The following is a 26232-nucleotide window of genomic DNA, read 5'->3' as shown; positions in this document are numbered from 1 at the left end:
TCGCTATGTACGAATATTTAAAATTTTGTTACGATAGGTTTTATGACATAGTAAGAACAACAAGGAGAACAGCATGTGGCGAAATCGAAATGTATGGATTATTTTATTAGGTGAATTTGTCGTCGGTCTGGGCTTGTGGGCTGGTATTATTGGAAATCTCGCCTTTATGCAAGAGGTAGTACCTTCTGACTTTCACAAATCATTAATTATTTCTTGTGGTATTTTAGCAGGTTTGATCGTCGGTCCGATGGCTGGCCGCATTATTGATCAATCCAAGAAAAAAACGGTTGTACAAATGGCGAGTATTGGGCGAATAGTGAGTGTTTTATTTATGTTTATCGCACTTTACACCAATTCGGTCATTTGGATGATTCTATTTTTAATTACTTTGCAAATAGCAGCGGCATTTTATATGCCAGCTTTGCAATCTATTATTCCGATGATTGCAAGGGAGCAAGATTTAATCACACTGAATGCTTGGCAAATGAATGCTAGAACCATTTCTAGGATCATCGGTACCGCTGCAGCAGGATTTATGTTAAGCTTTTTTGAATTAAAATGGTTATATATCATTTCTTTTATTGTTTATATAGTCATGTTTGTTATTACTAGTTTATTGCAATTAGATGAAGAGACTAATGCAACATTAACAAACAAAGAAAAAGGAAACTTTAAAGAGGTATTGCCGATGGTGAAAGAGCATCCAATGGTTCTAATGACGCTGGTTCTAATGTTAATTCCGACGTTATTTTTAGGCTCTTTCAATTTAGTCATTATGAAAATTTCTGAAATGCATCAATCTACGACAATCTCAGGGTTATTGTATACAGTGGAAGGTATCGGCTTTATGCTAGGTGCTGCGGGATTAAAAATAATAGCTGAACGAGTACAAATGGGGACGCTACTCTTTACATTGGCATTTATTATTGGGTCGATGGAGCTGATGCTGTTATTCGCAGACATTAAAATTTTTGCTTTAGTGGCTTTTGGGGTATTTGGCTTTTCAGTCGGCTGTTTTTTCCCTACGACGATGGTTATTTTTCAGAAGCAAGTACCAAAACAATTCCATGGACGTTTTTTCTCATTCCGAAATATGATTGATTCCGTTATCTTTCAAGTCGTGCTATTGTCTACAGGTATGATGCTAGATGTAATCGGTTTAAGCGGAATGGGGCTTGTGTTTGGCATTATTAGCTTAAGTTTAACGACTATATTTTTACTCTATTCTAAGAAAAAGAAAGTCGTCATGCATGCACACTAGTCTTAATGGTAGAACATGTTTTATTGAAACATGTTCTTTTTTGTGCTTAAAAAATGGTCTCCTTCGTAAAATTAAGTAATTGACAATGGTAAAATAAAGAATTAATATTCAACTATTCAATAAATTAATTGAATAGTTGAAAGGTGGTTATCCAAATGGATGAACGAAATTTAAAGGATTTGTTATATCAAGAATTCGCAAGGATTGGAAAAAGTTTATCAAGTCCTAAACGATTAGAGATTCTTGATATCCTCTCTCAAGGTCCGAAGTCTGTTGATGCATTAGCCAAAAGTACGGACATGTCAGTAGCTAATGTTTCCCAGCATTTAAAGACACTTTTTAACGCAAGATTAGTGAAGTTTTCAAAGGAAGGCAATTTTGTCATTTACGAATTGGCAGATGAAGTGATTGCCGATTTTTTAACGACATTACATGCACTATCTGAAAAACAATTGATTCAGGTTCAACAAATAAAAGAAGCATTTTTTAATGAACATCTTGGCATAGAGGGAGTGACGCTTTCGGATCTCATAACAAGGATGGATATGGGCGAGGTGCTATTACTCGATGTTCGACCAAAAGAAGAATTTGAAAAAGCACATATTCCAGGAGCCGTTTCTATGCCTATTGAAGAGTTAGAGGATCAACTAGCTACACTACCAACCCATTTTGACATTGTGGCTTACTGCAGAGGACCTTATTGCTTAATGTCAGCCGAAGCTGTAAAAATATTGAAAGCAAACGGGATTAATGCTTTTCGGTTAGAAGAGGGTGTTTTAGAATGGCAAAAGTTGGCTGGAGAATAACGAAGAGCAAGAATGAATTACTTTTTGAACATTAGTGGCAGATAAGATGGTTACATGCTATATCTTGTCTAAATTAGAAAGAGAGGTAAAAGAATGTCTGGAAAAGCGGAAATTTCAATTGAATCGTTTATAGAGTCACCAGAAAAACTAAAAAGCTTATATAGGCGTGTGCTAATAGTAGTTAGCCTATCCCAAATATTTGGGGGAGCAGGGCTAGCAGCAGGTATTACAGTAGGGGCTCTGTTGGCTCAGCAAATGCTTGGAACAGATGCTTATGCAGGTGTACCATCCGCATTATTTACGTTAGGGTCAGCGGGTGCAGCTTTAATTGTTGGTAAATTATCACAACGTTATGGCCGACGAACAGGGTTATCCACTGGCTTTATTGTTGGCGGGCTTGGAGCCATTGGAGTTGTCATGGCTGCTGTATTTAATAGTGTTATTATGTTGTTTGTATCTCTACTAATCTATGGGGCCGGAACTGCAACCAATTTACAGGCACGATACGCGGGCACAGATTTAGCGAATGACAAACAACGTGCTACAGCCATTAGTACGACCATGCTTATGACAACGTTCGGCGCTGTTTTAGGTCCGAATTTAGTAGAACTGATGGGGAAAGTGGCGCTGTCCATTGGTATTCCAGCACTTGCTGGGCCGTTTCTTTTATCTGCTGCTGCTTTTATTGTAGCCGGGCTGGTCCTATTTATCATGTTGCGTCCTGATCCTTTAGAAATTGCCAAAGGAATGGAGGCATATAAGCAACAGTATGCGAAAGAAAATCAAACAGAGTCCATACCTCCAACAGGCAATAAACGGGGCTTAGCGATAGGGGCAACTGTAATGGTCTTAACGCAAATTGTCATGGTAGCCATCATGACGATGACACCAGTACATATGAAACACCATGGGCATGGTTTAACGGAAGTTGGCATTGTCATCGGTTTTCATGTAGGTTCTATGTATCTTCCATCACTGATAACAGGAATTCTTGTAGATAAAATTGGCCGTACCGCAATGAGTATTGCCTCGGGTATTACACTGCTCCTAGCAGGCTTGTTAGCTGCATTCGCTCCTAGCGATTCGATGGTTTTACTCATAGTGGCACTTTCTTTACTGGGTTTAGGTTGGAACTTCGGTTTAATTAGTGGTACCGCGCAAATCGTAGATGCGACTGAGCCGTCTACACGTGCAAAAACACAGGGAAAGATGGATGTTTTTGTAGCATTGGCGGGGGCATCTGGAGGTGCGCTATCAGGAATGGTAGTAGCGAATGCAAGTTATGCGGCATTGTCATTAGCGGGAGGGCTTTTGTCGTTACTACTTATTCCTGTAGTTATTTGGTCCAGAAGAGCAGCTTAAAATAGCGGGTGAAGGAGAAGGGAATTGGAATCAAAGTTAATAATCATTTGAGGGAATGCTGGTAGTGGAAAAACGACAATTGCTAAAATCTCCAACACATCCTGTGGAACGCTTTTGTTTCCACAGAATGTATTTTTAGGGTAAGATTTTTAAAATCGGAACTATTTTAATCAATATACGTCTGTATGTAAAATCGTTAGAAAGCTAAGAGTAGGTACACAGTGTGGATTTAATAACAAATAGATTAATCATGATTGCCTTATTTATTTTAATCATTCATGCTATTGAAACGCTTGCTTATGCAGTACGTTTATCTGGAGCACGGGTCAGATTACTAGCATCCGCTTTATCTCTTTTTAATGTCATGGTCATGGTTTCACGGCTGGCCAATATGATGCAACAACCGTTCACAGGAAGTTTAGTCGATACAGCACCTGCAGATTATGCCTTGACGCATGTAGAACAGCAGTTTCGAATAATTATTGGAGCAGCATCGCTTGGAACACTACTAGGAATCTTATTGATTCCAACCTTCATAGCCATTTTTTCAAGGGCTATCGTCCATTTGGCGGAGGAAAGGGGTTCGATTCCAGCCTTAGTGAAAAAGGGTTTTACATTTGAATATATAAGACGAGGCTTGAAGCATATTCACAAACCTAGTATTACCTATCTAAAAGGCATTGGCTTACGAGATATTCCTTTAAAATTATTCATCACCAACATAGTTATTACGGGAATCTATACCATTGGCGTTTTATCCGCTCTGTATGCGACTTTATTAGTACCTGAATTTAAAAATACTGCTGTGATGGCATCTGGCTTAGTCAATGGCATAGCGACCATTCTATTAATTCTATTCATTGACCCAAAAATCTCTATTCTTGCCGATGATGTAATCAATAATAGGGGAAGCTATCTAGACTTAAAAAGAGCCTCTGTCATGATGATGTTTTCAAGATTTTTAGGAACGATTGTGGCACAGTTATTATTCATCCCTGGTGCTCATTATGTAGCATGGTTTGCAAAGCTAATTGCTTAAAATTGTATGTAATGCTATTATCCCAGCAGAACTTACCTGCAAATAAAATGGAAAGATCTAAGTTCGATATGTCCGACCTTAGATCTTTTTTTCATATAGTTATAATGATAGTATGGTTTTTTCGACTTTTTAAAAGATCATTCCTTTGCAAAATAGCTAGGATCTAATCTAATCATAATGGTATTAAAATCATAGAAGCCCACTAAATTTTTTTCTTCATAGGTAAACCCCTTTTGATTATTAATAAAGGCTAACCACTCCATTTCTATTTCATGAACACCTTTTCCGTATACTTCTTCTATTTTATTTGCCAAGTCCTTCTTATTGTATATCTGTTCAAATTTTTCGAGTCCATAGGTATCAATTAAATATTTAACAAATGAAGCAGCGTGTGTATAACTCATTCCCATAAGGGTGTTCACTTCATCTAGATTTGTAAGACCTGGGCGAAAATAGGCATCATCTTGATTTGGATCAATCAATTTGCTAATGGGAATTAATTTATCTGAATCAATAAAATACTTCATGAACTTTTCGAGATATAATTCATTTTTACCAAATTGATCGTCCATATAAACCGCATAACCCTCTTGTGTAAAATAGCCATGATCGGAACCAAAATTATCGCCATAACCAAGTAAGGAATGTGTCATTTCATGAACAAGTGGATAGTAACCATCTTGACTGATAGCTAATTCTATTCTCGATGCTAATCCCCATGATTGACTGCCTTCACCATTTAGAAATATTGTTATTTGCTCAGATGGAACATATGAAGTATGTATGGATTGCAGAATATCATCATATGTCTTACGGATTTCATCTTTTATAGTATCCACAGTTTCTTGGGGAGCCTCAATGTTATTAATAATCTTAAAGGTTACTTTACCATCTGCTGTTACTACGATATTTTCATCATTTTTTTCTTCTTGTATTTGCTCTTTAGGAACTACATTCTCCAGAGAGCAGGCTGTTAATAAGCATATAAAGATAAGGGAAAAGGCTCTAATTTTAAACATATTACCTCCAGAAAAATCAGTATTTTCTGTTTAATACGAACTTATAAACCGAAAGTTTCATTTTTTGTAAAAATAGAAGGGATGAAGAATAGGTTTCTGTAAGTATAGCCCTTCTTCCTAAGAGTTCCTCTAAGAAAGGAGAGTCATGTAGGAGAGAAGTGAAGTTGATTTATAGTATAATAGGGTTGAATTTTACATTGGAAAAGAGGGAACGGATGTATGACGACTATACTTGTTGCTGATGACGATGCGAATATTCGCGAACTCGTATGCTTATTTCTGCGCAAGGACGGGTTCACAACATTGGAAGCCGAAGATGGTAAGGAAGCACTATCCATCTATCACTCAACACCTGTTGATCTCGTAGTGCTTGATATTATGATGCCAACAATGGATGGTTGGGCTTTATGTAAGGAGCTACGTAGAGCGAATGCTGAAATCCCATTACTTATGCTGACGGCGAGAGGTGAAACGTGGGAAAAAGTCAAAGGCTTTGAGCTTGGGACAGATGATTACTTGACCAAGCCATTCGATCCGTTAGAGTTGACGGTACGTGTCAAAGCTTTACTAAAGCGCTACAGAATTGGTTACCCGCAGACCATAAAGCTTGGTACTATTACACTTGACCGTCAGACCTATAAAATTATGAATGGAACGGAATCTATTACGTTGCCACTCAAGGAATTTGAATTATTATACAAGCTAGCTGAAACACCAGGACAAGTCTACACACGTGAGCAGCTGATCGATCAAATTTGGGGAATAGATTATGCTGGGGATAATCGAACAATTGATGTACATATAAAGCGCTTGCGTGAGCGTTTCGCCACGATAGCTGATTTTCATATCGAGACGATACGAGGTCTTGGCTACAGGTTAGAGGTTGATGAATGATCAAATCTTTATATACACGTGTCGTTTTAATATTTCTAGTTGCTGTCATTGGAGGAACGATCATCTCCTTTTTCATGGCAACATGGGTATTTAAAGATAAACTGAATGAAAACTTACAAATTCCCTTACTAAATTTTGGTCAAGACATTGTACAAATTTTTGCCACATTGCCATTTAATGAAGCAGATAGATTTATTCGCGATATGCATCAGCTTGAATCCTATCATATTCGCATTTATGAAGAAACCGGGCAGTTTAAGTCTTATGGAAAGCTTCATGACGAACAACTGGCTCCTGTAACAATGGCACAAGTACAAACTGTACTGGATGGAGAGGTCATTCAAGTCAATCCCGGGGGTGTTTCATCTATACTTTTAGGTATACCTCTAACAACTGAAATGGGAACAAAAGCAATGTTTATCCAAACTATTTCTTTACCTTCAATCTCTTTTTCCATAAAGTTGATTTTGAATTTTGCTACATATGCCCTTGTTATAGGAAGTGTTGTGTTTTTAGTAGCAGCTATGTTTCTAGTCAAGCCAATCAAAAAATTAACACAAGCAACTAAACATATTGCAGGTGGCGATTTCAATGTAGAGTTAAATATTAAGCAATCAGGAGAGCTAGGTACTTTGGCTAAAAGCTTTGAATATATGGCAGAGGAGTTACAGCAGCTAGAGCAAATGAGGAGAGATTTTGTATCAAACGTATCCCATGAAATGCAGTCTCCGCTTACCTCCATATCAGGCTATGCGTTAGCACTGAAGCAAGTCGATGTAACTGATGATGAAAAAAGCCGTTATCTTGATATTATCATTTCAGAAGCCAATCGAATGTCTAAAATGAGTGATAGCCTATTAAAGTTGAGCTTACTAGAATCAAAGACACAGCCAATGCATCTTGATACGTTCAACCTAGATGAACAAATTAGACGTGTTATTGTCTCGATCCAACCGCAATGGTCTTCACGCAATATCGATTTTGAGCTTAAGTTGAAGGCTGTTCGGCTTATGGCAGATTACGATCAATTAAATCAGGTATGGACAAATCTTCTTACTAATAGTATTAAATTTTCAAATGATGGTGACACGATTGAGATCAGCATGCAACAAGATGCTCATCATGTGTCAGTTCGAGTAACAGATACAGGGATTGGGATTTCATTAGAAGATCAGAAGCTTGTATTTGAGCGGTTTTTTAAGGCGGATCGTTCCCATAGTCGAAAATATGAGGGGAGTGGTATGGGACTCGCAATCGTTAAACAAATTGTTTCTCTGCATCAGGGGGATATTCTGGTGGAGAGTGAACTTGGACAAGGAACGACATTTATTGTTACGCTGCCGATCAGTGCCAATTAAAAGTTTATTCATATGTGACTTTTCATGTATAATATCGCAACATTTTCTTGTTGTTCATATTGCGTTCATATTCCCGTCATTGGGAAGACATTTTCGTCCTTTACACTGTTGTTAACAGCTAATCAGGTAGCTGGAAAAATCGTAGTAAAGGAGGAGGCACGAGTATAGGTGAATCCCCTCGTGCATCAAACATGAAAAAATTTACGAGAATTTTATTGAAATCAATAGCGGTCATAGGTGTAACAATTGTGCTACTACTTGCTATTGTTTTTACAGTAAATATTATTTGCAACAAAATAGAACAAGGAAAAATAGAACCTTATGGTCAGCTTGTTTCCGTTAATGGGGAAAATATGAACATCACGATTCAAGGAGAGGGTACAGAAACAATCGTACTACTACCAGGCTTCGGAACAGCAGCTCCAACGCTTGATTTCAAGCCACTTATAGAAGAATTAGCTCCCCATTATAAGGTTGTCTCAGTAGAGCCTTTTGGCTATGGCTTAAGTGATGATACCGATAAAGAACGAAGCACGGAGAATATAGTTAGTGAGATTCATGACGCTTTACAGACGTTGAAGATTGACCAGTATATATTAATGGGACACTCTATAGCAGGAATCTATGGACTCGATTATGTCAATAAATATCCAAGTGAGGTAACTGCATTTGTAGGAATTGATAGCAGTGTGCCTACTCAGGGTGGTATGGATACGGAATTCCCAATCAAGTCATTACAACTTCTCAAAAAATCTGGAATCGCTAGAGTGGCTCTAAAACTATCAGGTAGTGATCCGTATGCTGGATTACCCTATGATGATGAAACAAAAGAACAAATAAGGATGATTACACTCAAAAACTTTTACAATTCGAGTACTTCCAATGAATTGACGGGTTTATATCAAAAATTTAAAGACGCAGAAAACCTTACATTCCCTAAAGATTTACCTCTTTTGTTATTTGTTCAGGCGAACAACAATGATGGAATTGAGAAAAACTGGATACCACTCCATGAAGAGCAAGTCAAAAATTCAGTGCATGGCAAAGTCATTATAATGGATGGAGATCATTACTTACACCATACAAAATCACGAGAAATTGCTGAAAACTTGAAGATATTTATGGAAAATTGATATTTATAGCATCTTACCTCTTAGTTATTAGAGGTAAGATTTTTTATTACATGCTTTTTTTCGTAATCCATACTTCGATAAATGTTGAATTACTTCCTGTTTATAATCGATATAAAGTGATTAAATCAGGTAAGGAGAAATTTGTATGAAAAACTATCAATTTATTGCACTATTAGTAGTTACGACCTTTTTAATGGGTTCATCTTTTGCCATCGTAAAACTAGGGCTACCCTATTCATCCCCTTTATTATTGGCTGCATTGCGTTTTATATTGGCAGGGATCATTATGGCTATCGTTGTTAGGTTCTTTAAAAGACCACATCCAACCACAAAGGAAGGGTGGTTCAAGTTATTGATGATTGGAGTCTTTCAAACGGCTGGAGTGATGGGGTGTATTTTTCTAAGTCTACGTACCATTACAGCAAGTGAGTCTTCTATATTAACATTCACAAACCCATTACTAGTTGTCATATTTGCCACTATTTTTACCAAAGTACGTTACAAGTTTCATCAATGGATAGGAGTTTTGCTCGGTTTAATCGGCGTGATCATCACAATGGGTACCCAAGTTGAATGGAAGATAGGTATTCTATTTGGATTTTTATCTGCTGTTTTTTGGGCCATTGCAACATTATTAGCCAAAAAATGGGGTCTCTTATTTGATACTTGGGTTTTATCAGCCTACCAAATGCTGTTTGGGGGCTTCCTTCTTTTCCTTGCGAGTACCTTGTTAGAGCAACCATTTTTCATTGTCAATCAACAATCATTATTGATTTTAATATGGCTTAGCATCTTTTCTTCCATCATTCAATTTGCTGGCTGGTACTATCTACTGCAAAATAGCGATCCTGGAAAAACAAGTGCCTATCTGTTTCTAGCGCCCTTTTTCGGGGTTTTAACGGGCTGGCTATTATTAGATGAGCCATTACAACCATCTTTAATGGTAGGAGGGCTATTCATACTGGTCGGAATTTATTTAGTAAATCGCACTTTTAGTCGAGGAAAAGACTTGAGGTAATAGTGACCTACCTCAAGTCTAGTTACTCTTATAGCTCTATTTGAAATACCTCTTTCAATCCAATTTTACCTTTCTCCGTCACTTGAATGGCGCGAATAGAGGGCACACGAGTGAGCCAGCCAAGTTGGAATAAATGATTGAAAAGCTCACTACCAAGAGCACCAGCCAGATGGTAACGCCGTTCACTCCAATCTAAACAGGCGTGAGAGAAGGATCTTCTTTTCTTTTTTAAAGCAGGTAGATCGATGCCAAATGTTGTGAAAAATAATGTGCCTTCATCTGTCAAGTTAAATTGCTTTTCCTCTAATTTTAGATAGCCCGCTTTCAACATTGAGTCCGTCAATTCGACGCCCAATTTACCAGCGAGATGATCGTAGCAAGTTCTAGCATCCTGCAATAATTTTATTTGGCTAGATTGTTTTAAAGAACGTACTTCAGGGGGAGGCGAAATGGCTAGAAAAGATTCAAGAAATTGAGCAATGTCTTCGCCTGCCAATTGAAAATAACGGTGTCTGCCCTGTTTTTCAACCTTTATCAGCTTTCCTTCTACTAGTTTAGCTAGATGAAAGCTAGCCGTTTGAGGTTTGATGGCAGCCATATATGCTAGTTCACTAGCAGTATGGAAACGACCGTCCATCATACTAGCGAGTATAGTAGCTCTTGATGTTTCACCGAGGAGTGCTGCTACTTCTGCCATATTTGGATTAATTCCCATGTGTCACAATCCTTTCAGTTTTCTATATTTTGATTTTAGTCAAAGTCATTATCGTTTACAATAAAAGTTATAGAGGAGGCGAAATAAATGGAAACCTATTATGCAGTTATCTTTACATCGCTAAGAACCGGACAGGATGGAGAGGACTATGGCAAGATGGCAGAAGTAATAGATACTTTAGCCAAGCAACAGCCTGGCTTTCTACGTGTCGAAAGTGTAAGGAACGAGGAAGGAAAGGGCATTACGGTATCTTATTGGGAATCACTTGAAGCTATTCAGGCATGGAAAGCCAATGCCAAGCATTTAACAGCACAACAATTGGGTAAAGAGAAATGGTACACTAATTATAAAGTGGAAATTTGCCAAGTTATGAAAGATTATTCTTTTGAAAAATAAAAATAGGCTATCGAAGGAGGCACATTTTGATGACAATTGCTGAAGAATGGCAAGAACTTAGAAAAAATTTTAATCCTTCACAACCAATATCGGTTAATCGGATGCATATGTTCAAAGACCAATTAAAGCAAGAGCCGCAAACGCAAGAAACATTAAGAATACTAGTCGAGGTTTATTGCTTACTGAGAATGTATCCTGAAGCTTATCAGCTATTTACGGCTATTATGAATAAAGCTGATAAAAAGGATCGAAAAAAATTAGGAACCCTTCAAACCTACATAAATCAAACGAATTCGGTGAACCCTTTGTTGCCACAAAAAATAGGGGATCATCGGCCTATCAAAACCATCATCCCTACGTTTAAATATTTACCAAAACCACTAGAAGCGAAAATTTTTGAAACCGATGATATCGTTGTATGCGATTGTTGTCAACTGGAAGTGGATGTCTATTATACAGGGGGGATTTACGCGATAGAGGATGTAGATTATCTTTGTCCTTCCTGTATTCATAATGGAGAAGCCGCCAAAAAATATGAGGGTTCTTTCCAGCAAGATTTAATTCATGATGACCACATTACGAATCCTACATTGGCGGAGGAAGTGCTGTATCGAACACCAGGATATGTGAGTTGGCAAGGGAATAATTGGGTAGCACATTGTTCAGATTATTGTGCATTTATTGGATATGTTGGCTGGAGTGACATGGTGGAGCGAGGAATAGACGATCAATTTGACAATTTAACGGGTTTTTCGCAAGAAGAACTTTCGGCATCCTTAATGAACAATGGCCATCATCAGGGCTATTTATTTCAGTGCTTGGAATGTGATCGTTATGTACTATATTCTGATTTTAGCTAGTCGTTGTTTGGTAGAGGGGGTAGAAAATTGGAACAATTTCTTCAACGGTACATGTATTCCTGGCGCCTAAATGGATGGCTTGTCCACGATATTTTTTTAGGTGTTGTCTTTGGTCTGGGAATTTTACTGTTATTGTTTATAGTCATTAAACGGAAACGTCTTGTTACCACTGTCTTTTTGCTAGTTTTTTATTTATTGATAAGCAATGCGTTAATGATGGTCTTTGGCTTAGCAGGACGAAGCTTTCCAATTAAATCGGATTCCTCCATATATACAGACGAATCACAAAAAATTGCTGTTCAAATGGTGCAAGGCTATGAGAATAATGGAAGATCAAATGGTATTACACATTTAATTTCACACTATCTTCTAGTGGCTGTGAATTTGGAGTCAGGTAAAAAACAATGGACGAAATCAGCTTCTTATAAAGAAACGCTTATTGGGAATTTTATGGGTGGTCTTCTTGTTCATCATCGAGACGGTGAGTTTGGGCAATTATCACTTTTAGATATAGAGACGGGAAAAGAAATACTTTCGGAAAAGGATTTTCGTCAACAGCATCAGCTATTAATCGATATTTTAAGCAATAGTTCGTATCAGATGGTTGCTTTACAAGATGAACTTTATCTAGAAGGTGTCGACGGCAATTTTTATCGCTATAATGGTAAGACCTTAAACAAGAATCCAAAAGTCGAGGGTTATTTATCTGCTCGTTTCTTTATTGAATCAGGTTTACCAGGTTATTTTGCTACACATCAACAAACTTTAGAGGATTATCAAGAAATTCAAGAACTTAGTCAAAATGTGCTGACGGAACCTGCTATACAAGCCTATCAAAATTTAGAACCAAAAGTGATAGATGTCGATATAGCGGAAAATACAGCTCTCGTTTCATATCGGCAGACCCAGCGAGAAAGCGCAGATCACATGCTCTTACTTTATGATATGAAAAAGCATCAAATGATATGGGAAGAGAAAATTGGTGCCATCAATTCAAAATCAACAACAACCTAGAGTACGAACGTTAGAGAAGGACTATGTCATCCAGACGGGTGATCAGCTTCTAGTATTAGATAAGAATTCAAAGAAGAGGACTGTACAATATCACCTACGTTGGAATCGACCCACTGATGAGTTGTGAATGACAGTCTGAAGGTATAAAATATGCTCCTCGTATCCCATCAATTATTAAGCTCGGGAACGCATTATTCGATTCTGCAAAAAAAGGGTATAATTTAATAGGAAGAAACTCTAAATTTTAAGGATGGCGTACGATAATGAATGAGCAAATAATAGATTGGATTACACGCTTTCAAAGGGATAAAGATATCGAAGCTCTTGCCAATTTAAAAAACTATTGTTTTGCGATGATTGAACCTTTGATTGAGGAATTTACAGTGAAACATGGTGATAAAGCGGGAGAATTATTACGTTTAAAATGGGATAAACGATTTTATTTTATTTTTACGAAGTATCAGGTGGATGTGGGGCTTCCATTAGATACATTCGTCAAAAATACGTATCGTTTTTATTTCATGCAAGTATTAAAAAAGGCTGGTTACTAGTGATCAATTAAAACGCGGCTTCATTGCTCCCAGTTTTTTTTTCTAGCTTGCTCGAAATAGCCCCCAACAAAATCTTTGACGTTCACCTTGATGTGTATATCGCTGAAAAAAACAATCCCTTGATTTGTGTAAAAGCAAATCAAGGGATTTATGTTTTATTGATAGAGTATATCTTCAGCTAGGTGAGTAAAAACTTCACCGATAATTGTATCTGCATCATATACTGAAGAGCCTGTATTTTCTTCAGGTTGAGCGAAAGGAATATGTGCTAAAACATTGGTTTGCAGTAACTCGGCTAATTGCTCAGCGCCACCTTGTCCAAAAAGATAGTTTTTTTGACCATCTGCCCCTTCAAAATAGGCCATATTTTCGACAACACCAAGAATGGTGTGTTTGGTATGTTGAGCCATTAACCCCGCACGGGAAGCTACGTGAGAAGCTGCGAGATGCGGTGTTGTCACAATAACTTCCTGTGCTTGTGGAATCATCGCCGCCATATCAATTGCCACATCGCCTGTGCCTGGTGGCAAATCTATGAGGAGATAATCTAATTCTCCCCAATGTGTGTTGACAAGGAAATTACGAATCCACTTGTTGAGCATAGGCCCACGCCACATAACAGGCTGGTTATCATTCGTAAAAAAGCCCATCGACATGATTTTAACGCCATGGCTCATGACTGGGATTGCCGTTTGGTCCAGCATGGTAGGCTTTTGGTCAATTTTCATCATCGTAGGAATACTGAAGCCATAAATATCTGCATCTAAAATACCAACACGTTTACCAAGACGGGCAAGAGCAACAGCTAAATTAATCGTTACGGTAGACTTACCAACACCTCCTTTACCACTTGTTACAGCGATAAACTGAACGCCAGATTGTGGCAACAGCATTTTTGGCATCCCTTTATCTGTCACATTTTTCGCTTGTAATGAGGAGGTTAAGTTGTGACGTTCCTGTTTGGTCATTGCCCCAAAGCTAATGGCAACAGGGGAGGCACCAATCGTTTTTAGTGCTTCCTCCACATCTTGCTGAATTTTTGCTTTTAAAGGACAACCTGGAATCGTCAAAATAATATCAAGTGATACATGTGTGCCATTGATTTGAATATTGCGTACCATATTCAAGTCTATAATACTCTGATGAAGTTCAGGATCTTCCACCTGTTTCAATACGTTTAATATATCTTCTTTTGCTAACATGTAGGAACCACCTTATTCTTTTAACCCTTTACCAAGTCCTTTTAAGAAATGGACGCCGAAATTGAGAGCACGATTGACATCTGGATCATTTAACATTTTGACTAGTTTAAAAGCACTGACTTTTTCATCCGTCTCTAGTGCTTTGTTGGCTTCATCCACCCCAGCATTTAAGCCTTCAATAAGCTTGGTTGTTGTTTCAGGATTCAGTTCTGTCAAGGCCCCAGCAACACCCATCAAATTGTTAATGATATTCGTCACAGGCTTACGTGTTAATTGGCCAAGTGCTATGTGGGCTACATCCTCTTTAGCTTCTAGCAACTTAGTAGCAGCTTCTAATGCACCAATATCATTTAATTCCGCCATAATGGTGAATACTTGCTGGACGGCTTCTTCATGATCGGAAAGTAGTTGTTTAAGATTGTCTAATTTTTGTTCTTTTAGTTGTTCTTCCGTTAATTGTTGCTTTTTTATTCTTGTAATGGGTACAGCCATGCTCTCACTCTCTTTCGTTAATAGTTGTTAAGTGAACGTAGCCAGGACGATTCCATTTCCGTTGTACCTCAACACCATTTTGAGGATGACGCTTTTTATAGCGTGGGTTTGTTCGAGGTAGTGGTGATTTTCCTTTAGCTTTTAGCACCTCTACACGAACCTTGGTTTGTTTATAGGCTGGTGTTGACGTATTCACATCTGCAGCAGGGCCGGTTAAAAAGTTGATAGCTGAATCTTTGCTAACAGAGTTCATTGGTAAGAATAATTCGTTCCCTTGCACGCGATCTGTGACAAGAGCATTTAGCTTTAATGCGCCATACGGTGATACTAAACGTAGTAGAGCTCCATCCTCAATGCCTCGTTCTTTTGCCAATTCTGGTGATACTTCTACGAAAATCTCAGGAACTTTTGATTGGATACCTTTGGATTTATTCGTTAAGTTTCCTTCATGGAAGTGTTCAAGCATACGCCCATTATTAATATGACAATCATACTGAGCCTCAAATTCAACTGGTTCTACCCAATCATTTAAAGCAAAGCGTGCCTTTTTATCAGGGAAATTAAATCCGTCTTCATATAATAAAGGCGTATCTTTCCCATCGTGACTACCCCAGCAGAAGCTGCCCCAGCCCTCTAGTACATCATAGTTGGCTTGAGAGAAAAGGGGAGAAAGGCTAGCCATTTCATCAAAAATATCACTAGGATGGTTGTAATGCCAATCAGCACCTAGACGATGAGCGACTTCTTGCAGAATTTCCCAATCTGCTTTTGACTCACCAAGTGTCGGTAAAACTTGATATAGACGCTGAACGCGACGTTCTGTATTCGTGAATGTACCTTCTTTTTCAAGGGAAGGCGCAGCAGGTAAAATAACATCTGCATATTGTGCTGTGCGTGATAGGAAACAATCCTGGACAACAAAAAAGTCTAGTTGTGAAAGAACCTCATCTACATGGTTGGCGTTACAATCAACAAGCGCCATATCTTCGCCCACTAAATACATAGCTTTCATTTTACCTTCCATAATCGCATCTAACATTTGCATGTTATTACGACCAGGTTGAGGCTGAATGTTGACACCATATGCTTTTTCGAATTTAGCTCGTACCTCATCATCTGTTACTTTTTGATAACCAGGCAATAGATTTGGGAGTGTACCCATGTCACATGCACCTTGTACGTTGTTATGACCGCGAAGAGGGTAGGCACCTGCTCCAGGACGACGGTAGTTACCAGTCGCTAATAGTAAATTTGAAATCGCAGCTGATGTATAAGAACCACCTGTATTTTGTGTTACACCCATACCCCAAAGAACGCATGTGCCGTCTGCATCACGAATCATTTCGGCTATCTGAATTAAGGTTTCTTTGGAAATACCAGTCATTTCTTGAGCATATTCAAGTGTATATTTATCAAGTACTTGTTTAAAATCACTCAAGTACAGGACATTTTCTTGAATGAAAGCTTCATCATGCCAGCCTTGATCAATCATATATTTGGTTACAGCCATTAACCACACTTGGTCGGTACCTTGTTTCGGACGGATGAAAATGTCTGAACGCTCGGCCATTTCATGTTTGCGAATATCAGCAACAATTAATTTCTGACCGTGTAATTTATGGGCACGTTTGACACGTGTGGCCAAAACAGGATGACCTTCAGCTGGGTTCGCCCCTACAATAATGACAAGGCCAGCCTTGGCAATATCTTTGATCGTTCCTGCATCTCCACCCATACCCACTGTCCGTAATAAACCGTCAGTAGCTGGAGATTGACAATAACGGGAGCAATTATCAACATCATTTGTTTCAAACAATTGACGTGCCATTTTTTGAATTAAGTAATTTTCTTCGTTTGTAATTTTAGACGAAGAGATAAAGCCAACAGAACCAGGGCCATATTGTTGTTGAATGCCCCCAAGCTTTGAGGCAATTAAGTCAAGAGCTTCATCCCAGGATGATTCTACAAATTCATCATTTTTACGAATTAATGGTTTGGTAATACGTTCTTCAGAGTTGATGAAGTCCCAGCCAAATTTCCCTTTGACACAAGTAGAAATTGCATTAACAGGCCCATCGGAAGGTTGTACTTTTAAAATTTTACGATCTTTTGTCCATACTTCAAACGAGCAACCTACACCACAGAAAGTACAAACGGTTTTGGTTTTTTTCGTGCGTTTACTACGCATCGCTGCTTCCACTTCAGAAACAGCAAAGATACCACTGTAGCCAGGTTCAACATCTTTAATTAAACTGATCATTGGATCTAACATATCCTGTTTGAGACCAGTCATAAATCCAGCCTCTCCAAGCATGGATTTTTCCATTAAAGCATTACATGGACAAACGGTTACACATTGCCCGCAACTGACACAGGAAGAATCATTAATCGCAACGCCAGTATCCCAAATCACGCGAGGTCTTTCCGTTTCCCAATCGAGAGATAGCGTTTCATTTACCTGTAAATTTTGACAAACCTCTACACATTGCCCACATGCGATACATTGGTTAGGATCATATCGGTAAAATGGGTGGGACATATCGACCTCATGGGCTTCCACTTTAGGCTTATATGGATATTTTTGATGCTCGATTTCCATTAACTCCGCTGTGTTGTGTAATGTACAATTCCCATTATTATTATCACAAACTGTACAGTACAATAAATGATTTTCGAGAAGACGATCCATCGCTTCTGTTTGCGCCGCTTTTGCTTTTTCAGAAGTTAGGTATATGTTCATGCCATCGACTGCCTTAGTGGAGCATGACCGAACTAATTGGCCGTTAACCTCTACGATACAAGTATCACATGTTTCGATTGGATCGACAGCCGGTACATGACAAATCTGTGGATGTGGGATGTCATGTTGATTAATGGTATCAAGGATTGTAGCTCCTTCTTTTACATCATACGAAACGCCATTAATATTAATTTGAGTCAAGGTAACTTCCTCCTTTTACACTATGAGACTACTAGGACAACCTGTTACGGCTTAAGACAAAAAGGGAATAACATTTCGAGTTTTCTATAGTTATGAAAAGATTGTCTTGTTATCATTGTAATTCCCAAATGTTCTTGAAGCTACCTCAAAATAGGGTAATTGTTAGAACGTAACAAGTTATCCATGTGCCTGGTTAAAAAAAATAAAAAAAAATCCACCATGAAATGGCACGTACGAGACATGCTAATAAATTCATGGCGGATAAAATTCTTAGCAGGCCTTGCTAAAAACTCAATCTACTTTTATTTTTTAGTCATAATAGAATCCAAATATTCATAAACACTATGCAATTTCTAGGTAAATCATAACATAGGGATCAAAAATACATTAATTCCATTTGTGTTTTTATTATAGCCCTTTCCTGCAAACGGAACAATATGAATCATAAATATTTTTAAATGAGAATTATTATCAAAAAACATTTTCCCTTTTATTTTTTTTCAAGTTACTATATGATTAACAAACTGTAAGGGTGACCCTCCTAGTGATTGCCTAAAAAGTATGATGATGATGGGAGAATCGTTACGATGTCAAAAAAAGTACATGAATTTAACGATATGATTCGAAAATTACGAAAAGAAGTATTTGGTAAAGGGCCAGAGCGTATTCATACGGTTTTTGTTGAAAATATGGCTGTATCCACTTTATACGGGAACATCACGCCAACCGAAAAGTTTATTGCGGGTTCTCCTGAAGGGTTAAAAATGGTTCATGCTGCTAGGACAAGCATGATTCAAGATTTATATACACAATCACCACCAGAGGGTATGGAAGAATTAATGGGCAGTAAATTACTCCACTTATTTTCTGATATTAAAATTGAAGAGGATTTTGCGATTTCCGTCTTTGTTTTTGAAAAACATATAAGTGAATAAAGGGGGATGCCATATGGAGAGAGCGATAACGAGAAAAATTGTGCGCGTTGTAGGGCAGCAAGTGAAGGAAATAGATGATTTGATTGTCTCAGAATACGCTGTGACCGTGAAAATTAATCAGCAAGAATTTGTGACGATGGTTTGTACGCCAGAGTATGTAGAGGATATGGTCGTTGGTTATTTAGCATCTGAACGGGTAATCCGTAGCTACGACGATATTGAGGACATATGGCATCAAGAAAAAGAAGGCTTTGTACACATTAAAACAAAGCATGTCAATCCTTACTATCAACAAACACAAAACAAGCGCTATATTACGTCTTGTTGTGGGATGAGTCGACAAGGCTTTGTTTTCACAAACGATGCCTTAGTAGCAAAAAAAATGGACGATGTTCATGTGCAAATTACGACTGAAGATTGCTTTCGTTTAATGCATGCGATGCAGGAGACTGCGGATATATTTAAAAAAACAGGTGGTGTGCATAATGCAGCTCTATGTGATGTCAATGGCATTGTCCTAAGTCGCATGGATATTGGCCGCCATAATGCCTTAGATAAAATTTACGGTTATTGTTTACGGAATAGTATTAGTATCCAAGATAAAATTATTGTCTTTAGTGGCCGGATATCATCAGAGATTTTACTGAAAGTATCCAAAATTGGCTGTGAAATCGTTTTGTCAAAATCAGCACCAACCGAATTAGCATTGCAATTGGCCGAACAGCTTGGTATTACCACAGTGGGCTTTATTCGACAGCATACATTGAATATTTATACACATCCGCAACGCATCTTATTACCAGCTCAGAATGTACTGAAAGAAGGAGATTAAATGACGGATCTACAAGACCAACTACACAGACCGTTAAGAGATTTAAGAATATCTGTGACAGATCGCTGCAATTTTCGTTGTCGTTATTGTATGCCAGCAGAAGTATTTGGTCCGGATTATGCTTTTTTACCTTCTGATAAAATCTTAAACTTCGATGAGATTGAAAGATTAGTCAAAATTTTCGTTTCACTGGGTGTCAAAAAAGTACGTATTACAGGTGGAGAGCCTTTATTACGTCGTGATTTGACTGAATTAATTGCCCGAATTCATCGCCTAGAAGGTGTAGAAGATATTGCATTAACAACGAATGGTACTTTATTAAAAAAATATGCGCAGCCATTGGCACAAGCAGGCTTATCCCGAGTATCAATCAGTTTAGATTCACTTAATGACGAGCGTTTTTTCGAGATGAATGGTCATCGAGGAAAGGTGTCAACCGTGTTAGAGGGTATCGAAAAGGCAGCGGAAGCGGGTTTACAAGTAAAGATTAATATGGTTGTTCAAAAAGGAAAGAATGACCAAGATGTTATAGAAATGGCACGATTTTTTAAAGAAAAACAGCATATTTTACGTTTTATCGAGTATATGGATGTTGGTAATTCCAATGGTTGGCGTATGGATGATGTGATGTCAAAAAAAGACATCATTGCGCAAATCCATCAGCTTTCTCCGCTGCAACCCATCGCTCCTAATTATCAAGGGGAAGTGGCGACGCGTTACCAATACCAAGATAATAAAGGAGAGATTGGTGTCATATCGTCAGTGACAGATTCTTTTTGCACCAATTGTTCACGTGCCCGTCTCTCAGCAGAGGGAAAACTATATACTTGTTTGTTTGCTACAGAAGGTACGGATTTAAGAGAGCTATTAAGGTCTGGTCAAGATGATACAGCTATTATTAATTGTATAAAAAATGTTTGGGAACAAAGAAATGATCGCTATTCCGACGAACGCAACGAACAGACGGTGGCAAATCGGAAAAAGGCTAAAATTGAAATGTCTCATATCGGAGGGTAAACATGGAAAACAGAAAAAAATCGGCAAGATGCCGAATTTTTTCTGTTTATTTATGCATAAAGGTACCGCTTTTTCCGCCAGTCTTTTCCACAAGATAGGTTTCTTTAATGACCATCGTTTTGTCAACAGCCTTACACATATCATAAAAAGTGAGAGCCGCAATGGACACAGCCGTAAGGGCCTCCATTTCAACACCTGTTTTTCCACTACATTTGACAGTGGCTTGAATGTGGAGCTCATAACCATTTTCGGTTTTCTGATAGTCAAATTGGAGATCAGTGCCTTGTAGCATAATGGGATGGCACATAGGAATAATATCGGCTGTTTTCTTAGCGCCCATAATCCCGGCAATTTGTGCGACTTGTGTAGGATCACCTTTTTTAATACCACCTTCTTGGATGGCCTGATAGACTTCATTGGATAATGTTATGGTACTACGTGCTATGGCAGTACGCGTTGTCATTTCTTTTTCTGAAATGTCGACCATTTTGGGGCGACCTGCTTCGTTCCAATGTGTAAAATTATTCATAGTTAGACTCCTTTGTAGCTGTTTGTGCCCAATCTTGTTGAGCATTGATATTAATAAATGTTGGACTGTTATCATCAAAAGGAACATAACAAACACGGAGTTGATCTAATAGCACTTTCATACTCCGTTTGTTTTGCTCGGTCAATTGTTTCGCCTTTGGTAATGCCGTGCGCCGATATAATGCCGCTAATGGTTGGTAGCGTGAGGCTTGTTTAGGAACTATGGCATCATAAGAATCATCTATGTATCCTAACATCTCTTGGATAAACCCTGCATTCATGTAGGGCATATCACTAGCTACGACGAAAAACCATTCTACATCAGGAAAAGTTGTCATGATATGATGCAAGGCAAAAAGTGGACCTTGATGGGGCTGCTGTTCAATGATCCATTGCACATTCTCCTGATCAAACTTAGGTTGCAGGCTAGCATTTGTAGCAATCACTAAAGGATTAAGCTGATTTTCTTGGAGGGCGTTAAGACTGTGCTTGTATAAAGGCAGACCAGCAAACGTCTCAAACATTTTCGGTAGACCATATCGAGAGGATTGACCACCAGCTAAGACAACACCAGCCATTTTCATAAGCGATTTAATTCTCCAACGAAATGTTGTACTGTAGGTAAAATAAGCTTTGTCATGGCTAATGTTACAGCATTGGTGGAGCCTGGTAAAACGTAAATAGCTGTTTGATGACGGCTGCCAGCTGTGGCCCGACTAAACATTGCTTTTGGACCAATCTCCTCATAGCTTAATGTTCGAAATAATTCTCCGAACCCCATCATTTCCTTGTCAAAAAGAGGCAAAATGGTGTCGTAGGTTTGGTCCCTTGGGGTAAATCCAGTTCCACCAGTGACGATAATGGCATTGATGCTAGGATTACTGCACCAAATATGAATTTGTTCTGAGATTTCAAGTGGCTCATCCTTTGTTAATTGGTAATCAACTACTTCAAAAGCAGCTTCTTGAAGTAAAGAATGAATGCGCTGACCAGCAAGATCATCTGCCTTCGTGCGTGTATCACTCACAGTTAAAATGGCAGCTTGGATTGGTTGTTGGTGATGTGTAGGATGCAAGGTAGAATAACCTCCTTTTCTTGCGTTTTTGGAGCTTTTCACGTAGAAGGTTCCATTCGTGAAATGAATAATTATCACAAATATAGAAAAATGCTCTGATTAAGATTCACTTTATTATAATGCTATTAACGAAAAGGTCAAACGAAAATTCATTGAAAGAAAGGCAAAATGCTTATGAATAATAGATATTCTAGACAACAATTATTTAGCCCAATCGGACAAACAGGTCAGCAGGCAATGAAACAAAAACATGTCCTTATCATAGGGGTTGGCGCATTAGGCAGTGCTAGTGCAGAAGCGCTTGTGCGTGCAGGTGTTGGAAAGTTGACGTTGATTGATCGTGATTATGTAGAGTGGAGTAACTTGCAAAGACAGCAATTATATACTGAGCAAGACGCACAAGATAAAATGCCCAAAGTAATCGCAGCCAAAAATCGACTACAACAAATTAATGCAGAGGTGGACATTCAGGTTGCCATAATGGATGCTTGTACAGAGTCATTGCTACCACTGCTAGACGATATAGATGTCATGGTAGACGCAACCGATAATTTTGATGTTCGCTTTCTGATGAATGATCTGGCACAACAACATCGTATTCCATGGGTGTACGGCTCTTGTATTAGTAGCTATGGGGCTACCTATACAATAGTGCCAGGCAATACACCTTGTTTACGATGTTTGTTAAAGGTGATGCCTCATACAGGGATGACATGTGATACGGTAGGAATCATTAGCCCTACTGTCCAAATCGTAGCAGCTTATCAAATAGCAGAGGTCTTAAAACTACTAGTTGGTGATGTGAAAGCCTTACGAAAAAGCTATTTGACGTTTGATGTTTGGCAAAATCAACATTATGAAATCAATGTGGATAAAATACGTCAGGATGATTGTCCAACCTGTGGTCACCATCCAACGTACCCAGCATTAGCTTATGAAAATCAAACAAAACTTGAGGTACTTTGTGGTCGAGATGCAGTACAAATCCGACCCTCAAAGTCGACTCACTACAATTTAGAGCAGTTGGCAAACCAGCTTCGTCCCTACGGAAATATTCAGAGTAATCCTTATTTGCTATCCTGCCAAGCGGCCGACTATCGCATCGTCATTTTTCAAGATGGGCGAGTAGTGATTCATGGTATACAGGATATACAAAAAGCAAAAACCATTTACTATCGTTTATTAGGATAAAGGAGTGTAGCAAATGTTAGAAAAGAGACAACCAATTCCGGTGGCGGAAGCTGTACAACGTGTGATGGACTATGCCTTTCAAGCAAAAAGGGAGTTTGTCCCATTACCACAGGCGCAAGGGCGTTTTATAGCAGAAGATATTGTCGCTGATCATGATGTACCAGCCTTTGACCGTTCTCCTTATGATGGCTATGCCATTCGTTCTATTGATAGTCAAGAAGCTTCTTCAGAACAGCCAGTCATTTTTCAAGTCGTTGGGGAAATTGGGGCAGGCTTTGTTTATGAAGAGGTAGTTGGTTATCGGCAAGCAGTACGTATTATGACGGGTGCCCCTATACCAGAAGGGTGTGACGTAGTCGTTATGCTAGAATTAACGCATACGTTTGAAGAAAATAAGCAATTATTAATGTCGATTAAACGGACGTTTGCAACGGGCACAAATATTTCCTATAAGGGAGAAGATGTACAACAAGGCACTGTCCTTATTGAAAAAGGTCAATATATCAACCCAGGGGTGATAGCCTTACTAGCTACGTTTGGTTATGCGCAAGTGCCTGTCTACCGTAAAATGGTAGTGGGTGTAATTGCCACTGGCAGTGAGTTACTAGAGCCAGGTGAATCTTTACAACCAGGCAAAATTCGGAATAGTAATGCCTATATGATTATGGCCCAAATCGAACGTACAGGTGCGGAAGTTCATTACTTTGGCAAATTTAGTGACGATCTTGATTTATGTATTAATATCGTTGAAAAAGCATTACAAGAAGTCGATATGTTAATCACAACGGGGGGCGTTTCCGTTGGTGATTATGATTACTTGCCTGCAATTTACGAAGCTATTAATGCAAAGGTATTATTTAATAAAGTGGCGATGCGGCCAGGGAGTGTAACAACGGTCGCTGCTCGGAACGGACAATTATTATTTGGACTTTCCGGAAATCCTTCAGCATGCTATGTTGGCTTTGAGCTATTTGTACGCCCAATTATTCGCACTGCATTTGGCAATCAACAACCACACTTACGCAGAGAGCAAGCTATTTTAGGGGCAGATTTTACAAAGCCAAATCCATTTACACGCTTTGTAAGAGCTCGTGCATACTATGAAAAAGGTCAGCTAGTTGCCGAGCCATCTGGTTTTGATAAATCGAGTGCAGTTTCATCTTTAGCGATAGCCAATGCTTTTATTGTCTTACCTGGCGGCTCCCGTGGCTATGAAAAAGGTATGCAAATAGCGGTTTTATTACTAGAAGATTTGCAAGGAAGTGAGTGGCCATGGGACAACATCGAAAAATCATACAGATAGTAGGCTATCAAAATAGCGGAAAAACGACTTTGATGGAGCAATTGATTAAGCAAGCCTCGACAGAAGGGCTACGAGTAGGAACCATTAAACATCATGGACATGGTGGTGTACCGATGATAGATTCTTCGAAGGATAGTAGCCGTCACGAGCAGGCAGGTGCAAGTGTCTCAGCAGTGGAGGGGGAGGGTACTTTACGTATGAGTATTCATCAACATAACTGGCAGCTTGCTGAAATACTTAAAATTTATGCCGCCCTTCCATTGGATATTATTTTGATTGAAGGGTATAAAAGTGAACATTATCCGAAGGTCGTATTACTCCGAACAGCACAAGATCAAGAGTTGCTACAACAAATATCCAATATCCTCTGTGTGATTTATTGGCCAAGCTATCCACTCGATCAGACCCTAGCACGTCCAGCTTTTTCGATTGATGAAGAATCACAATATATGGAATTTTTGATGAGAGAAATGAGGGGAAAACTATGACGACAGCGATGTTTGAAATTATCGATAAACCGATCGATGTAGAGGAAGTAAGGCATAAAGTACTTAATCGAAACGCTGGTGCGATTACGTTGTTCATCGGAACTGTACGTGAAATTACGCAAGGTAAGAAAACTCTGTACTTGGAATATCAAGCTTACCCTGCTATGGCGATTAAGATGTTTGAGCAAATCGCTCAAGAAATAAAACAGCAATGGCCAGATGCCACAATAGCCATTACACATCGTGTAGGAAGATTGGATATTACGGATATTGCCGTAGTTATTGCTGTATCATCCCCACATCGAAAAGTAGCTTATTTGGCAAATGAATATGCGATTGACCGTATCAAACAAATTGTTCCTATATGGAAAAAAGAACATTGGGAGGATGGCACTGAATGGATTGGTGATCAATTAGAAAATGTCCCATATCCCGAAGGAAAACCAGCCATTGAGGAGGAGGGAAATTGTGATTAATATTTTATTATTTGCTCACTTACAAGAAGCGGTTGGTGAATCAAAATTAACCGTAGATCTGTCAGATGTGACGGTTGCTCAAATGAAAGAGTGGATGGAAAAGCACTATCCTCAGCTGTCATTACAGCAGATGATGACGGCCATAAATGAGGAATTTGCAACGGATACAACAATCGTCAGATCAGGTGATACAATCGCCTTTATTCCACCTATCAGTGGGGGATGACGAAAAAAAGAGGTAGCTGGTTTAAACTGAACTGACCCCTTCGGGTTAGACAAAACAAAAAAGCATCTTCAATTGAATTTAGGGTAATGTATCCTAATAT

28 protein-coding genes are annotated in these 26232 nt (G+C 38.7%); 20 read left to right on the top strand and 8 right to left on the bottom strand.

Annotated elements, in window-relative coordinates; all coding sequences use genetic code 11:
- The first annotated feature begins 73 nt into the window (after positions 1 to 73).
- The 4 genes from AO843_RS20940 (at position 74) to AO843_RS20925 (ending at position 4468) form a co-directional block, all read left to right on the top strand.
- Positions 74 to 1261 (top strand): MFS transporter, encoded by a 1188-nt coding sequence (locus tag AO843_RS20940; RefSeq protein ID WP_054613009.1) that lies wholly within the window; start codon positions 74 to 76, stop codon positions 1259 to 1261.
- A 155-nt stretch (positions 1262 to 1416) separates the two neighbouring features.
- A complete protein-coding gene (locus AO843_RS20935; protein WP_054613008.1) occupies positions 1417 to 2067 on the top strand; it encodes an ArsR/SmtB family transcription factor in 651 nt (216 codons plus the stop codon).
- Between the two features lie 93 nt (positions 2068 to 2160).
- Complete coding sequence (locus tag AO843_RS20930) at positions 2161 to 3429, top strand: MFS transporter (protein WP_054613007.1); 1269 nt, start codon at positions 2161 to 2163, stop codon at positions 3427 to 3429.
- 250 nt (positions 3430 to 3679) lie between these two features.
- Positions 3680 to 4468, top strand: coding sequence for a lipid II flippase Amj family protein (locus AO843_RS20925; protein WP_054613019.1), 789 nt, complete (start codon positions 3680 to 3682; stop codon positions 4466 to 4468).
- A gap of 137 nt (positions 4469 to 4605) precedes the next feature.
- On the opposite strand, the gene AO843_RS20920 is transcribed toward AO843_RS20925, so the two are convergent.
- The gene (locus AO843_RS20920; protein ID WP_054613006.1) at positions 4606 to 5487 is read right to left on the bottom strand and encodes a gluzincin family metallopeptidase; all 882 of its coding nucleotides are present in this window, start codon (positions 5485 to 5487) and stop codon (positions 4606 to 4608) included.
- 219 nt (positions 5488 to 5706) lie between these two features.
- Between AO843_RS20920 and AO843_RS20915 the strand changes: the two genes are divergently transcribed.
- From AO843_RS20915 to AO843_RS20900, 4 genes are all read left to right on the top strand, one after another.
- Positions 5707 to 6381, top strand: coding sequence for a response regulator transcription factor (locus AO843_RS20915; protein ID WP_054613005.1), 675 nt, complete (start codon positions 5707 to 5709; stop codon positions 6379 to 6381).
- Positions 6378 to 7739, top strand: a complete 1362-nt coding sequence (locus tag AO843_RS20910; RefSeq protein WP_054613004.1) for a sensor histidine kinase — start codon at positions 6378 to 6380, stop codon at positions 7737 to 7739. The genes AO843_RS20915 and AO843_RS20910 overlap by 4 nt, the downstream gene beginning before the upstream one ends.
- Positions 7740 to 7930: 191 nt before the next feature.
- Positions 7931 to 8872 carry an alpha/beta hydrolase gene (locus AO843_RS20905; RefSeq protein WP_054613003.1) on the top strand — a complete coding sequence of 314 codons (942 nt, stop codon included), beginning with the start codon at positions 7931 to 7933 and terminating at the stop codon, positions 8870 to 8872.
- A 145-nt stretch (positions 8873 to 9017) separates the two neighbouring features.
- Positions 9018 to 9890 carry a DMT family transporter gene (locus AO843_RS20900; RefSeq protein ID WP_054613002.1) on the top strand — a complete coding sequence of 291 codons (873 nt, stop codon included), beginning with the start codon at positions 9018 to 9020 and terminating at the stop codon, positions 9888 to 9890.
- A gap of 28 nt (positions 9891 to 9918) precedes the next feature.
- Here the strand turns inward: AO843_RS20900 and AO843_RS20895 are convergent, their stop codons facing one another.
- A complete protein-coding gene (locus AO843_RS20895; RefSeq protein WP_054613001.1) occupies positions 9919 to 10605 on the bottom strand; it encodes an ArsR/SmtB family transcription factor in 687 nt (228 codons plus the stop codon).
- Positions 10606 to 10692: 87 nt separating this feature from the next.
- Here AO843_RS20895 and AO843_RS20890 point away from each other — a divergent pair, with 87 nt between their 5' ends.
- The 4 genes from AO843_RS20890 to AO843_RS20875 all read left to right on the top strand — a co-directional run bounded on the left by AO843_RS20890 (position 10693) and on the right by AO843_RS20875 (position 13426).
- Positions 10693 to 11001 carry an antibiotic biosynthesis monooxygenase family protein gene (locus AO843_RS20890; protein ID WP_054613000.1) on the top strand — a complete coding sequence of 103 codons (309 nt, stop codon included), beginning with the start codon at positions 10693 to 10695 and terminating at the stop codon, positions 10999 to 11001.
- Positions 11002 to 11030: 29 nt separating this feature from the next.
- The gene (locus AO843_RS20885) at positions 11031 to 11861 is read left to right on the top strand and encodes a CbrC family protein (protein ID WP_054612999.1); all 831 of its coding nucleotides are present in this window, start codon (positions 11031 to 11033) and stop codon (positions 11859 to 11861) included.
- Between the two features lie 27 nt (positions 11862 to 11888).
- Entirely contained in the window at positions 11889 to 12875 is a 987-nt protein-coding gene (locus tag AO843_RS20880; RefSeq protein ID WP_231630214.1) for a PQQ-like beta-propeller repeat protein, read from the top strand.
- Positions 12876 to 13138: 263 nt separating this feature from the next.
- Positions 13139 to 13426 carry a hypothetical protein gene (locus AO843_RS20875; RefSeq protein ID WP_054612998.1) on the top strand — a complete coding sequence of 96 codons (288 nt, stop codon included), beginning with the start codon at positions 13139 to 13141 and terminating at the stop codon, positions 13424 to 13426.
- Between the two features lie 155 nt (positions 13427 to 13581).
- Here AO843_RS20875 and AO843_RS20870 read toward each other — a convergent pair whose 3' ends face one another.
- From AO843_RS20870 to fdhF, 3 genes are read right to left on the bottom strand one after another with little or no spacing between them, the layout of a single operon-like run.
- Complete coding sequence (locus tag AO843_RS20870) at positions 13582 to 14628, bottom strand: Mrp/NBP35 family ATP-binding protein (protein ID WP_054612997.1); 1047 nt, start codon at positions 14626 to 14628, stop codon at positions 13582 to 13584.
- A gap of 12 nt (positions 14629 to 14640) precedes the next feature.
- Positions 14641 to 15120 carry a helical membrane plugin domain-containing protein gene (locus AO843_RS20865; RefSeq protein ID WP_054612996.1) on the bottom strand — a complete coding sequence of 160 codons (480 nt, stop codon included), beginning with the start codon at positions 15118 to 15120 and terminating at the stop codon, positions 14641 to 14643.
- Positions 15121 to 15124: 4 nt separating this feature from the next.
- Positions 15125 to 18061, bottom strand: coding sequence for a formate dehydrogenase subunit alpha (fdhF, locus tag AO843_RS20860; RefSeq protein WP_054612995.1), 2937 nt, complete (start codon positions 18059 to 18061; stop codon positions 15125 to 15127).
- A 587-nt stretch (positions 18062 to 18648) separates the two neighbouring features.
- Between fdhF and AO843_RS20855 the strand changes: the two genes are divergently transcribed.
- Genes AO843_RS20855 through moaA form a run of 3 tightly spaced genes read left to right on the top strand, consistent with a single transcriptional unit; the run spans position 18649 to position 20845 of the window.
- Positions 18649 to 18996 (top strand): Na-translocating system protein MpsC family protein, encoded by a 348-nt coding sequence (locus AO843_RS20855; RefSeq protein ID WP_054612994.1) that lies wholly within the window; start codon positions 18649 to 18651, stop codon positions 18994 to 18996.
- 13 nt (positions 18997 to 19009) lie between these two features.
- A complete protein-coding gene (gene fdhD, locus AO843_RS20850; RefSeq protein WP_054612993.1) occupies positions 19010 to 19828 on the top strand; it encodes a formate dehydrogenase accessory sulfurtransferase FdhD in 819 nt (272 codons plus the stop codon).
- Complete coding sequence (gene moaA, locus AO843_RS20845) at positions 19829 to 20845, top strand: GTP 3',8-cyclase MoaA (protein WP_054612992.1); 1017 nt, start codon at positions 19829 to 19831, stop codon at positions 20843 to 20845.
- A 46-nt stretch (positions 20846 to 20891) separates the two neighbouring features.
- Here moaA and moaC read toward each other — a convergent pair whose 3' ends face one another.
- Genes moaC through AO843_RS20830 form a run of 3 tightly spaced genes read right to left on the bottom strand, consistent with a single transcriptional unit; the run spans position 20892 to position 22448 of the window.
- Positions 20892 to 21374, bottom strand: a complete 483-nt coding sequence (gene moaC, locus AO843_RS20840) for a cyclic pyranopterin monophosphate synthase MoaC (protein ID WP_054612991.1) — start codon at positions 21372 to 21374, stop codon at positions 20892 to 20894.
- Complete coding sequence (locus tag AO843_RS20835; RefSeq protein ID WP_054612990.1) at positions 21367 to 21957, bottom strand: molybdenum cofactor guanylyltransferase; 591 nt, start codon at positions 21955 to 21957, stop codon at positions 21367 to 21369. The genes moaC and AO843_RS20835 overlap by 8 nt, the downstream gene beginning before the upstream one ends.
- Positions 21954 to 22448 carry a MogA/MoaB family molybdenum cofactor biosynthesis protein gene (locus AO843_RS20830; protein WP_054612989.1) on the bottom strand — a complete coding sequence of 165 codons (495 nt, stop codon included), beginning with the start codon at positions 22446 to 22448 and terminating at the stop codon, positions 21954 to 21956. Before AO843_RS20830 ends, AO843_RS20835 begins: the two co-directional genes overlap by 4 nt.
- 174 nt (positions 22449 to 22622) lie before the next feature.
- Between AO843_RS20830 and AO843_RS20825 the strand changes: the two genes are divergently transcribed.
- Genes AO843_RS20825 through moaD form a run of 5 tightly spaced genes read left to right on the top strand, consistent with a single transcriptional unit; the run spans position 22623 to position 26132 of the window.
- Positions 22623 to 23639: a thiazole biosynthesis adenylyltransferase ThiF gene (locus AO843_RS20825; protein WP_054613018.1), complete on the top strand. Its 1017-nt coding sequence runs from the start codon at positions 22623 to 22625 to the stop codon at positions 23637 to 23639.
- A 13-nt stretch (positions 23640 to 23652) separates the two neighbouring features.
- Entirely contained in the window at positions 23653 to 24942 is a 1290-nt protein-coding gene (gene glp, locus AO843_RS20820) for a molybdopterin molybdotransferase MoeA (protein WP_054612988.1), read from the top strand.
- Entirely contained in the window at positions 24912 to 25430 is a 519-nt protein-coding gene (gene mobB / locus AO843_RS20815; protein WP_054612987.1) for a molybdopterin-guanine dinucleotide biosynthesis protein B, read from the top strand. Before glp ends, mobB begins: the two co-directional genes overlap by 31 nt.
- Entirely contained in the window at positions 25427 to 25906 is a 480-nt protein-coding gene (locus AO843_RS20810) for a molybdenum cofactor biosynthesis protein MoaE (RefSeq protein WP_054612986.1), read from the top strand. The genes mobB and AO843_RS20810 overlap by 4 nt, the downstream gene beginning before the upstream one ends.
- The gene (moaD, locus tag AO843_RS20805) at positions 25899 to 26132 is read left to right on the top strand and encodes a molybdopterin converting factor subunit 1 (protein WP_054612985.1); all 234 of its coding nucleotides are present in this window, start codon (positions 25899 to 25901) and stop codon (positions 26130 to 26132) included. Before AO843_RS20810 ends, moaD begins: the two co-directional genes overlap by 8 nt.
- Positions 26133 to 26232 lie beyond the last annotated feature (100 nt).

The organism is Lysinibacillus sp. ZYM-1 (assembly GCF_001308875.1).
In the GTDB taxonomy this organism is placed as follows: Bacteria; Bacillota; Bacilli; order Bacillales_A; family Planococcaceae; genus Lysinibacillus.
Note: the sequence above shows the minus strand (reverse complement) of the source record. Positions and strands in the feature narration are given on the sequence as shown.

Coding starts and splice junctions, on each gene's coding strand:
- AO843_RS20855 (WP_054612994.1), top strand. CDS start 18,649: ATGTCAAAAAAAGTACATGAATTTAACGATATGATTCGAAAATTACGA.
- AO843_RS20810 (WP_054612986.1), top strand. CDS start 25,427: ATGACGACAGCGATGTTTGAAATTATCGATAAACCGATCGATGTAGAG.
- mobB (WP_054612987.1), top strand. CDS start 24,912: ATGGGACAACATCGAAAAATCATACAGATAGTAGGCTATCAAAATAGC.
- AO843_RS20885 (WP_054612999.1), top strand. CDS start 11,031: ATGACAATTGCTGAAGAATGGCAAGAACTTAGAAAAAATTTTAATCCT.
- AO843_RS20905 (WP_054613003.1), top strand. CDS start 7,931: ATGAAAAAATTTACGAGAATTTTATTGAAATCAATAGCGGTCATAGGT.
- AO843_RS20940 (WP_054613009.1), top strand. CDS start 74: ATGTGGCGAAATCGAAATGTATGGATTATTTTATTAGGTGAATTTGTC.
- AO843_RS20825 (WP_054613018.1), top strand. CDS start 22,623: ATGAATAATAGATATTCTAGACAACAATTATTTAGCCCAATCGGACAA.
- AO843_RS20890 (WP_054613000.1), top strand. CDS start 10,693: ATGGAAACCTATTATGCAGTTATCTTTACATCGCTAAGAACCGGACAG.
- AO843_RS20925 (WP_054613019.1), top strand. CDS start 3,680: ATGATTGCCTTATTTATTTTAATCATTCATGCTATTGAAACGCTTGCT.
- AO843_RS20915 (WP_054613005.1), top strand. CDS start 5,707: ATGACGACTATACTTGTTGCTGATGACGATGCGAATATTCGCGAACTC.
- AO843_RS20865 (WP_054612996.1), bottom strand. CDS start 15,120: ATGGCTGTACCCATTACAAGAATAAAAAAGCAACAATTAACGGAAGAA.
- AO843_RS20895 (WP_054613001.1), bottom strand. CDS start 10,605: ATGGGAATTAATCCAAATATGGCAGAAGTAGCAGCACTCCTCGGTGAA.
- AO843_RS20835 (WP_054612990.1), bottom strand. CDS start 21,957: ATGAAAATGGCTGGTGTTGTCTTAGCTGGTGGTCAATCCTCTCGATAT.
- AO843_RS20935 (WP_054613008.1), top strand. CDS start 1,417: ATGGATGAACGAAATTTAAAGGATTTGTTATATCAAGAATTCGCAAGG.
- AO843_RS20930 (WP_054613007.1), top strand. CDS start 2,161: ATGTCTGGAAAAGCGGAAATTTCAATTGAATCGTTTATAGAGTCACCA.
- moaC (WP_054612991.1), bottom strand. CDS start 21,374: ATGAATAATTTTACACATTGGAACGAAGCAGGTCGCCCCAAAATGGTC.
- AO843_RS20875 (WP_054612998.1), top strand. CDS start 13,139: ATGAATGAGCAAATAATAGATTGGATTACACGCTTTCAAAGGGATAAA.
- AO843_RS20920 (WP_054613006.1), bottom strand. CDS start 5,487: ATGTTTAAAATTAGAGCCTTTTCCCTTATCTTTATATGCTTATTAACA.
- moaA (WP_054612992.1), top strand. CDS start 19,829: ATGACGGATCTACAAGACCAACTACACAGACCGTTAAGAGATTTAAGA.
- AO843_RS20870 (WP_054612997.1), bottom strand. CDS start 14,628: ATGTTAGCAAAAGAAGATATATTAAACGTATTGAAACAGGTGGAAGAT.
- glp (WP_054612988.1), top strand. CDS start 23,653: ATGTTAGAAAAGAGACAACCAATTCCGGTGGCGGAAGCTGTACAACGT.
- fdhD (WP_054612993.1), top strand. CDS start 19,010: ATGGAGAGAGCGATAACGAGAAAAATTGTGCGCGTTGTAGGGCAGCAA.
- AO843_RS20900 (WP_054613002.1), top strand. CDS start 9,018: ATGAAAAACTATCAATTTATTGCACTATTAGTAGTTACGACCTTTTTA.
- AO843_RS20910 (WP_054613004.1), top strand. CDS start 6,378: ATGATCAAATCTTTATATACACGTGTCGTTTTAATATTTCTAGTTGCT.